At 71.8% G+C, this 8997-nt stretch carries 6 protein-coding genes; 3 read left to right on the plus strand and 3 right to left on the minus strand.

The genetic code is table 11. The features are described from left to right. Positions 1 to 613: 613 nt before the first annotated feature. Entirely contained in the window at positions 614 to 2458 is a 1845-nt protein-coding gene (locus tag QI554_RS38195; protein ID WP_425528130.1) for a phosphatidylglycerol lysyltransferase domain-containing protein, read from the plus strand. A 99-nt stretch (positions 2459 to 2557) separates the two neighbouring features. Here QI554_RS38195 and QI554_RS38200 read toward each other — a convergent pair whose 3' ends face one another. Beyond that, positions 2558 to 4012 carry a WGR domain-containing protein gene (locus tag QI554_RS38200; RefSeq protein ID WP_281477140.1) on the minus strand — a complete coding sequence of 485 codons (1455 nt, stop codon included), beginning with the start codon at positions 4010 to 4012 and terminating at the stop codon, positions 2558 to 2560. 264 nt (positions 4013 to 4276) lie between these two features. On the opposite strand from QI554_RS38200, the gene QI554_RS38205 reads away from it, so the two are divergent. Then, positions 4277 to 5428 (plus strand): MBL fold metallo-hydrolase, encoded by a 1152-nt coding sequence (locus QI554_RS38205; protein WP_281477142.1) that lies wholly within the window; start codon positions 4277 to 4279, stop codon positions 5426 to 5428. A 35-nt stretch (positions 5429 to 5463) separates the two neighbouring features. Here the strand turns inward: QI554_RS38205 and QI554_RS38210 are convergent, their stop codons facing one another. After that, entirely contained in the window at positions 5464 to 6369 is a 906-nt protein-coding gene (locus QI554_RS38210; protein ID WP_281477148.1) for a universal stress protein, read from the minus strand. A gap of 5 nt (positions 6370 to 6374) precedes the next feature. Then, entirely contained in the window at positions 6375 to 7865 is a 1491-nt protein-coding gene (locus tag QI554_RS38215; RefSeq protein ID WP_281477143.1) for an amino acid permease, read from the minus strand. Between the two features lie 321 nt (positions 7866 to 8186). On the opposite strand from QI554_RS38215, the gene QI554_RS38220 reads away from it, so the two are divergent. Further along, positions 8187 to 8927: an anti-sigma factor antagonist gene (locus tag QI554_RS38220; protein WP_281477146.1), complete on the plus strand. Its 741-nt coding sequence runs from the start codon at positions 8187 to 8189 to the stop codon at positions 8925 to 8927. Positions 8928 to 8997 lie beyond the last annotated feature (70 nt).

Genomic DNA, 8997 nt, shown 5'->3' on the forward strand with positions numbered 1-8997 from the left:
CCCTCCCACTCCCACCCCGCCCCCGGCCGGCCCCGCCCCGCCCCCGGGGGGGGGGCGCCCCCCCCCGGGGCGCGTCGGGGGCCGAGCGGCGCGCGCCCGCGGGGGCGCGCGCTTCCGTGCGCCGAAAATCAGTTGCAACCCTCCGTTCGTCGGGTGCGTCGTAATCTCCGGCCGCTTGGTTCCCGGCGAGCCCCCAAGCGGTGTCCGTGCACAGGGGGTGCACGGTGGGGGTGGAGGCGCGCTGCTCTCCAGGCCACGGCATATGGGGGAGAATGTCCGCAATGGTGCCAACCAGGGATCTGCTTCAGTCCGAGTACAGACCCCGACACCTGCTCCGTCCGGCGTATGCGGCATCCTCCTTGCGGACGATGTCACGTCCGCCTGTGTGCTCACGAGCGGAGGCCGTCCGGCGGCCTACGCTCGGTAGGTCCACGACCGTACGGACAAATCCCCCGGACGGGCCGGTAAACCGCGCCGCGTACCGGGCATTCGCCTGCAACCACGCGCGCACCGAGGAGCCGTCCCGCATGAACCTCATCCAGCCTCAGGGCGGGTGGGTCAGCCTTCCCGCCGCCGATGCCGCGGGAGCCGTCCGTGTGATGGCGGTGACCTCGTGAGCAGCGGAACCGGCAAGACCGCGGCGGACGCGCCGACCAGGCAGGAGCGGGTGCAGCACATCGCCGCCCGCGTCCTCATCTGGTACCTGCGCATCGTCGCGGCGTTCGACCTCTTCGCGGCCATCTCCGTGCCGCTGCGCACGCGCGTCCGCCGGCACGACACCGGCGAGTTCTTCACGCCGTTCCTCCTGACCACCAGCTTCACGACGGCGGCGCTGGCGATCTTCCTCGCCGTCATGCTCAACCGCCGCAAGCGGGCCGCGTGGGTGTTCACCGCGATCCTGCTGATCCCGACGTTCACGCTGTACGTCCTGGCCGTGACGATCGACCCCGACTTCCGCCGCCACGCGTTCAACTGGATCTCGACCGGCATCACGCTGATCCCGGTCCTCGCCCTGGCGATCGGCCGCCGCGAGTTCTACGCCCGCGGTGAGCGCGGCAACGTCGTGAAGGCCGGCGTCGTGCTGCTCGGCGGCCTCGCGGTCGCCGTGGTGCTGGGCGCCACCCTGGTCTCGCTGACCGACAAGATCGGCGAGGCGAGCATGGGCGAGAAGATCCACTACGCGGTGCTGCGCGTGTTCACGCTGGCCCGGGACGACCAGTTCGACAACATCGCGGTGCCGCGGGCGACGGACATCGTCATCAACATCGCCGCGCTGGCGCTCTTCCTGCTGGTGCTCTACGTGCTGTTCCGTGCCCCGAAGGGCACCGAGCTGCTGGGCCCGGACGACGAGGTCAAGCTGCGCGAGCTGCTCGACAAGTGGGGCGAGCGCGACTCGCTGGGCTACTTCGCGCTGCGCCGCGACAAGGCCGTCATGTGGTCGCCGAGCGGCAAGTCGGCGGTCGCGTACCGCGTGGTCGGCGGGGTGTCGCTGGCGTCGGGCGACCCGATCGGCGACCCGGAGGCGTGGCCGGGCGCGATCGAGCCGTGGCTGGAGGAGGCCCGCGAGAACGCGTGGGTCCCGGCGGTCATGGGCGCGAGCGAGGAGGCCGGCACGATCTACGCCCGGCACGGGCTGGACGCGCTGGAGCTGGGCGACGAGGCGATCGTCGAGGTCTCGGAGTTCACGCTGGACGGCCGCGCGATGCGCGTGGTCCGGCAGGCGTACAACCGGGTCAAGCGGGCCGGCTACACGACGCGCATAAGGCGGCACGAGGACATCCCGATAGCGGAGATGAGCGAGCTGCTGGACCTGGCCGACCACTGGCGGGACGGCGAGACCGAGCGCGGCTTCTCGATGGCGCTGGGCCGGCTCGGCGACCCGGACGACGGCCGCTGCGTGATGGTCGAGTGCACCGACGCCGACGGCAAGCTGCGCGCGCTGCTGAGCTTCGTGCCGTGGGGCCCGCACGGGATCTCGCTGGACCTGATGCGCCGCGACCGCGAGTCGGAGAACGGCCTGCTGGAGTTCATGGTCCTGGACGTGATCAGCCAGGCCAAGCAGCACGACGTCGAGCAGATCTCGCTGAACTTCGCGATGTTCCGGTCGGTGTTCGAGCGCGGCTCGAAGCTGGGCGCCGGCCCGGTGCTGCGGCTGTGGAAGGCCGTCCTGACGTTCTTCTCGCGGTGGTGGCAGATCGAGTCGCTGTACCGGGCGAACGCGAAGTACCGGCCGATCTGGGAGCCGCGCTACCTGTGCTTCCGCAAGGCGAGCGAACTGCCGCGCATCGGCCTCGCGTCGGCGCGCGCCGAGGGCTTCCTGGAGGCGCCGAGCCTGCCGTCGCTGTTCCGGCGCCGGCACGCCGAGCGGGTCGCGGAGATGGCGAAGCACCAGCAGGCCGCCGCCGCGGAGGCGAAGGCGAAGGCGAAGGCCGACGAGAAGCACACCGTCGACCACTGAGCCGGCGGCCTTCGGGCCGTTGCCCGGCGGGCACATACACGGAAGGGCTCCGGCGCACCTGGTGCGCCGGAGCCCTTCGCCGTGTCGGGGAGACCCGGCTCAGACCAGCTTCTTGATCTCGCCGGACGCGCGGTAGAAGCCGCCCTGCGCCGACTCGCGCACCGCCTCGACGACGTAGCGGACGCCGACCTCGCGGACGTTCTTGGGGAACTGGACGTTCCAGTCGGCGTGGTAGCCGGCGGACACGACGTGCACGCGCGCCTTGCCGCCGACGCTGACGCACTCGACGACGACGCCGGTGCCCGCGTCGCTGGTGGTCTCGACGTCGGTGGTGGGCCGGACGGCGTCCAGCGACGCCAGCTTGACGTCCTTGACCTGCGGAACAGTGCCCTGCTCGGCTGCGTGGATCGCGGCCTCGCTGACGTCGACGCACGCGAGCTGCCCCTGGTTGGTCACCAGGTACAGGCGCTCGTCGTGGTACTGCATCGAGAACGCCGAGCCGCAGCCGGTGCCGAGCTTCCACAGCCGCTTGCCGGACTCGTCGAAGCAGTAGACGGACGCGGAGCTGTCGCCGGCGAACACGTACCGCCCGTTCTCCGCGGTCGCGCAGCTGAAGACCGAGCCGTCGCAGTCGTAGGTGGCGATCATCACGCCGTCGTTCTTGCGGATGCGGTGCACCTTGTTGCCGGAGGTGCCGGCGTAGACGTCGTCCTTCTCCTGCCAGCCGAACAGCACCGAGCCCTTGGTCCTGGTGCGCCACTTGCTGGTGCCGTCGGCGGAGAACTTCTCCACGCCGGCCGAGTGGCCGTGGTAGACGCCGTCGCCGTCGACGCGGACCATCCACGCGCCGGTGCCCTCGCCGTTCGCGGCCCACAGGGACTCGTCCTCGTGGTCGATCGTGGTGATGCCGCCGTTCCGGTCGGACACGCCGAGGGTGCCGTCGCTGATGTCGAGCCAGTAGATGTCGATGTTCTCGGCGATCTCGTAGGCGACGCGCGGGGCCTTGCCGCCGATGTCGTAGACGTTGCCGTCGTCGCAGCCTGCGTAGATCCAGGACTCGTCGCCGACGATGCACTTGACGCCGTCTGGCAGCTGGTAGCGGTTGGTGACCTCGCCCTCGTGGGTGAGCGTCCACACGTCGCCGCGCTCGTTGCCGACCATCGCGCGGTGCTCGTCGACGAAGACGCCGAACGCCGCGGAGCCGGAGTCGTACTTCCACAGCACGGGGGCGCGCTTGACGGCGGCCGACGCGCGCCTGGAGGTCGAGGACGACGACGAAGACGACACGGGGATGGCGCGGCGGGTGACCGTGCGGCGCTTGCGGACGCCGCGGACCGCTTCCTCGTAGCCCTTGCGCCGCTTCTCGGCGGCCTTCTTCGCCGCGGCCGCGGCGGCCTTCTCGGGCGTCGGGTACGGCGTCGTGGTGGCCTTGCCCGGGTCGCCGATGCGGCCGTAGGTGATCGTCACGTCGGAGCCGGCGACCACGACCTCGTAGAACTTGTGCGAGCCGCCGCCGTCCTCGGACAGTTCCAGGTACGTCGTGCTGTCGGCCATCGCGGGATACTCCTCGACCAGGGGAAGTTTGGTGGGGCGCACTCAAGTTGACGTTGCGTCATGAGGTGCGGCGACACCACGAAGACTATGCGGCCGAGCCGACAGCCGCTGAGGTACCGGTGGTCGTACGGACGCACTACTCCCGAAGGCCGCCACGGCTACTCCAGGCGGAGGACGGCGGTCCGGATCGGCCGTCCTCGCGGACGACGTTTCAGGTCTGTGGTGACGGTTAGTCTCCGGGCATTCCCGATGATCGGAGAGGTTGTGACCGCGCAAGCCTTCGCACCCCAGTGGCCGGCCGCTCTGGGCGCGCGTCCCGCCGGTGAGCGTCTGGAGCGGGTCCGCCGTTCCCCGCACTTCGTCGACGGCGCGTTCCGCAACCCGGTGCCGACCAGCCGGGCGACGGACGGCGCGCTGCGGCTGATGCTGCGCCAGGTGCGCGAGGCCGCCGGTCTGCGGCGGCCGGCCGGGGAGATCCCGCTGGTGTGGCGTACGGCGTCGGACTACGCGGACGGGCCCGAGTCGGGGCTGCGGGCGACGTGGCTGGGGCACGCGACGGTGCTGGTCGAGATCGACGGGCGGCGGGTGCTGTTCGACCCGGTGTGGAGCACGCGGTGCTCGCCGTCGGCGGCGTTCGGCCCGGCGCGGCTGCACGCGCTGCCGCTGCGGTTCACCGAACTGCCGTACCTCGACGCGGTCGTGATCTCGCACGACCACTACGACCACCTGGACATGGCGACGGTGAAGGCGCTCGCGCGCCGGGACACGCAGTTCGCGGTGCCGCTGGGGCTCGGCGCGCACCTGGCGCGCTGGGGTGTGCCGGAGGAGCGGATCACCGAGCTGGACTGGCACGAGACCACCGAGATCGCGGGGCTGGAGTTCACCGCGACGCCCGCACGGCACTACTGCAACCGCGGCGCGCGGGTGCTGGGCACGGTGCTGTGGGCGTCCTGGGTGGTGGCGGGCGCGCAGCACCGGGTCTTCCACAGCGGGGACACCGGGTACTTCCCGGGGTTCGTCGACATCGGGGACGCGTACGGGCCGTTCGACCTGACGATGATCCAGACCGGGGCGTACGGCGACGCGTGGCCGGAGGTGCACCTGAACCCGGAGGAGGCGGTGCAGGCGCACCTCGACCTGACGGGCGCGGTCATGCTGCCGATCCACTGGGGGACGTTCGACCTGGCGCCGCACCCGTGGCACGCGCCGGTCGAGCGCGCGCTCGCGGAGGCGGCGCGGCGCGGGGCGCGGGTCGTGGTGCCGAAGCCGGGCGAGTTCGTCGAGCCCGAGCTCAAGCGGGACCCGGAGGACTGGTGGCGCGCGCTGGCCCCGGCGAAGGAGGCCTGCGCGGCGCGCCGGGACGTGGACACGCCACCGGCGGAGCCCGAGGTGGAGCCGGAGCTGGTGGCCCCGTAGCGGCGACCTGTTCGGCCGCCGCTACGGGCCCGTCCTCATACGTGCCAGGCGTCCAGCCGTGCCCCGCGCGGGAACACCACGACCGGGACCTGTGCCGCGCGGATGATCTTCAGGGACACGTCGCCGACGAACACCCGGGTCAGCGGCCCCGCGTCGCTCACCGAGACCACCAGCGCCTCGTCGACCCAGTCGACCGCGGAGAGCGCGCCCGGCACGTCGTCGCCCTCGGCGAGTTCGCAGGCCGCCGGCGCGTGCGACCCCAGGGCGTCGGCGGCGGCCTCGAGGTCGGCGGTCAGCTGGTCGCGCACGCTCTGGAGCATCTGCTCGTCGACGCCGTGGTGCTGTTTGCCGGAGTGCAGCCGCCGGGGCCGCGCGAGCACGGTCAGCAGCCGTAGTTCGGTGTCGAGGCGGTCGCGCAGCATGCGGCCGCAGGTCAGCGTCGCGACGGAGCGCGCCGAGCGGTGGAAGGCCAGCGTGGTGCGGGTCAGCCGGTACGGCACGGACGCCGCGAACCCGGCCGGGGCCAGCGCGACCGGCACCGGCGAGCCGTGCAGCAACTGGTCGGCGGTGCTGCCGACGGCGACCCGCCCGGACCGGCCGCCGGGCGCGGAGCCGATGACGGCCATCGCGGCGCCGCGCATCTCGGCGAGTTCGCCGAGGCCGCGGCCGCTGCCCCGGTGGGCGTGCACGGCGGTGTCGTACGGCACTTCGGGCGCGACCACGGCGAGCCTGCGGGCCGCGCCGTCGAGCACCTCGGCGGCTTCGGCGCGCAGGTAGCCGGACCATTCGGCGTCCACGGCCCCGACACCGGTGCCGGGCAGGCTCTCGGGCTGGACGTAGGTGAGTGTGAGGCCGGCGCCCATCTGCCGGGCCAGCACTCCGGCGAGGGCCACGGCGTCGTCGCCGCGTTCGTCGGGCATACAGCCGACGACGATGCGCATCCCGGTCACGATCTCGGCTCCCTCTCACCGGCGTCGGAGTTCCATGCCTGCGGTCCCGTGGCGTCGCGCCATCGGGAGTGCCGGTAGCCGTAGAGCGCGTACACAAGGCCGCCGACCGCGAGCCAACCGACGAAAACCAGCCATGTCTTCCGGTCCAGCTCGGAGATCAGATAGGCGCAGAAGCCGACGCCGGCGATCGGGGTGATCGGGAACAGCGGAGTGCTGAAGCTGCGCGGAAGGTCGGGGCGGGTGCGGCGGAGCACGATGACGCCGACGTTGACGATCGCGAACGCGAACAGGGTTCCGATGCTGGTGGCTTCGGCGAGGTACTTGAGCGGGAAGATCGCGGCGATGGTCGCCACGAACGCGCCGGTGATCAGCGTGTTGGCGATCGGGCTCTGCGTGCGGCGGTCGACCTTCGCGAACACCGGCGGGAGCAGGCCGTCGCGGGCCATCGCGAACAGGATGCGGGTCTGGCCGTACAGCACGGTCAGCACGACCGAGGCGATGGAGATGATCGCGCCGAGCGACAGGATCGTCGAGGCCCACGAGCCGCCGGTCACGTTGTTGACGATGGTCGCGAGGGTGGCCTCGGCGCCCTCGAAGTCGGTCCAGGGCATCGCGCCGAGGGCGGCCAGGGCGACCACGACGTACACGACGGTGACGATGATGAGCGACAGCAGGATCGCCAACGGGAGGTCCCGGCGCGGGTTCTTGGCCTCCTCACCCGCCGTCGAGGCGGCGTCGAAGCCGATATAGGAGAAGAACACCTGCGACGCGCCGGAGCTGATGCCGGCCCAGCCCAGCGGCGCGAACGGCGAGAGGTTGCCGGCGTCGAACGCGGTGAACGCGATGGCGCAGAAGAACGCCAGCGTGGCCAGCTTGATGAACACCATGATGGTGTTCGCCTTCGCGCTCTCCGACACGCCGCGCACCAGCAGCAGCGTCGCGAGCGCGACCACGATGACGGCCGGGATGTTGATGACGCCGCCGCTCTCGCCGGGCGGATTGCTGATCGCGGCCGGAAGGGTGACGCCGAACGCCGAGTCGAGCAGTTCGTTGACGTACTGGCCCCATCCGACGGCGACCGCCGAGATCGAGACGCCGTACTCGAGCAGCAGGCACCAGCCGCAGACCCAGGCGATGCCTTCGCCGAGGGTGGCGTAGGCGTACGAGTAGGAGGAGCCGGAGACCGGGATGGTTCCGGCGAGTTCGGCGTACGACAGGGCCGAGAACAGTGCGGTAATGGCCGCCAGGACGAAGGAGAGCACGACGGCGGGGCCGGCCTTGGGGACCGCCTCGCTGAGAACGACGAAGATGCCGGTGCCGAGGGTCGCGCCGACGCTGAAGAAGGTCAGCGTGAGCAAGCCCATAGTCCGCTTGAGCCCCGTGCCCTCGCTGCCGTCGACCCCGCCGTGGCCGCTCTCCGCGAGGATCGCGTCGACCGGCTTGGTGCGCAGGACGCCCAGGCGGGGCGCGTGATCGTGAGCGGACATCCGACCTCCTTCGCGGGGGTCTTCGCGCCCCTCGACGGACATTGCCCCGGTTGATCGGCTTTTTCACGGAATCAGACCTATTTGATGGCATATTTTCCCCAGGGAGGAGGGAGGGTCGTGCCGCGCGAACCGTCGATCCACGGCCGAAGCACGGCCGAAGTACGCCTACGCGGCGGCGTTCAGGCGTAGCATCGGGCGCGTCACCAACCCTGCCGCCACAGGTCCCGTCCGTCCGACCAACCGACCGCACACGCGCATGACCGTCCGTCCGCGGTTCCGCGCGCCGGGAGAGCAACCGGTACACACCTGAGGAGGCCCCTGGTGACCAAGGGCGTCAACCCGCCCCTGTTCACGGTGCGGGTCACCGTCCCCGCGCCCGACAGGGCGCGTGTCCACGTGGGCGGTGAGATCGACATGGACAGCGGCCCGCGCATCGAAAGTCTGATGGCCCGCCAGATCGCGGACGGGCGCGTGCGGATCGAGGTCGACCTCGGTGCCGTGGAGTTCATGGACTCCAGCGGCATCCACATGCTTTTACGCGTCCGCAGGCGCGCCCAGGAGGCGGGCGGACGCCTCGACCTGCTGGCCGCCGGCCCGCGCGTCGTCCGGCTGCTGGAGGTCACCGGCCTCACCGAGATCCTCCCGGTGCCGCGCCGCGTCGTACCGGCCCTCGACGCCGAACCCGGCGTCGCCACGGGCTCGTACACGTGGAACCTCCGCACCGACGCGTGGTGGTGGTCGCCGGAGACCTTCCGGATCCTCGGCCTCGCCCCGGACAGCGTGCGGCCGACCACCCGCCTGATGCTCTCGCTCCGACACCCGGACGACGCCCTCCCACCGCTCGCCGCGGCGGCCCCGCCCGCGCCCCCGGAGGCCTTCACGGGAGGCCGCGTCGACGGCGAACCGTTCACGTCCCGGCACCGCCTCCTGCTGGCCGACGGGACGACCCGCACGGTGGCCGTGGTCGGCGAAGTGACCATGGACCAACACGGCGAGCCCCTGCAGATGACGGGCTTCTTCGTGGACGTAACCCGCGACGGCAAGACCCGCCCCGAAGCCTGACCGCCTGCCGTCGGGCCCGCGCCCCCCCCCACGGGCCCCCGGCCCGCCCCCGGCCACCGCCGGGGCCGGG

The organism is Yinghuangia seranimata (genome assembly GCF_029953285.1).
Lineage (GTDB): Bacteria > Actinomycetota > Actinomycetes > Streptomycetales > Streptomycetaceae > Yinghuangia > Yinghuangia seranimata.

Bases quoted from the DNA above. Each gene is read 5' to 3' on its own strand.
- QI554_RS38210 (WP_281477148.1), bottom strand. From the start codon at position 6,369: ATGCGCATCGTCGTCGGCTGTATGCCCGACGAACGCGGCGACGACGCC.
- QI554_RS38215 (WP_281477143.1), bottom strand. From the start codon at position 7,865: ATGTCCGCTCACGATCACGCGCCCCGCCTGGGCGTCCTGCGCACCAAG.
- QI554_RS38200 (WP_281477140.1), bottom strand. From the start codon at position 4,012: ATGGCCGACAGCACGACGTACCTGGAACTGTCCGAGGACGGCGGCGGC.